We start from the raw sequence: 556 nt of genomic DNA on the forward strand, positions 1-556 counted from the left end.
TTCGTCCACCATCTCAGATGGTTCGGGTACATGTGCAGCGAGACGCCAAGCATGTGAACCATGAAGCAAACATGGCTTTTTATCGCAGTCTTGGTTTCATCGTGGTCGATTGTCGCCCTCCAAAGGTGGACAGAGTTTTCTCACGTGCAACAAGCAGTCATGCTCCACGTGCTCCAAGGAAACCGTTCCTTGGTTGGCCTCTACTCTCCAACGGTCGTCTTCGTCACATGATGAATGAGGACAAGGAGAATTGGAAATACGCTAAGAAACCAGCTTGTGTGGTGCGTGTTTACTGCAATACCAAAGGCAATCGTCAGATATTCAAATGGCCGGACTATCAGTCCGTAGAACTTATTCAAGTATTTGGCGATGAGTGTGTCTTGGCCCTGACAGATGCACAGTATAACCGTGCAATCAAGGCAGGTGCTATTGATGCTTATGAGTACATCAGCACAAAGGTTGTCCAGTATATGGAAACCTCTACTGCGTACACAGATGAAGCAATCCAATCTTCGATCAAAGATACTTCTTCGATCCAATGATCGTAGTTTGCTTC

The 556-nt window shown here is 46.6% G+C and carries 1 protein-coding gene; it reads left to right on the top strand.

Annotated features, from left to right (window positions below):
• A partial coding sequence (locus tag RMT89_RS40660) for a hypothetical protein (protein ID WP_315888780.1) occupies positions 1–542 on the top strand: 542 nt, incomplete at its 5' end.
• Positions 543–556 lie beyond the last annotated feature (14 nt).

The organism is Streptomyces sp. P17 (genome assembly GCF_032436805.1).
GTDB lineage: Bacteria > Actinomycetota > Actinomycetes > Streptomycetales > Streptomycetaceae > Streptomyces.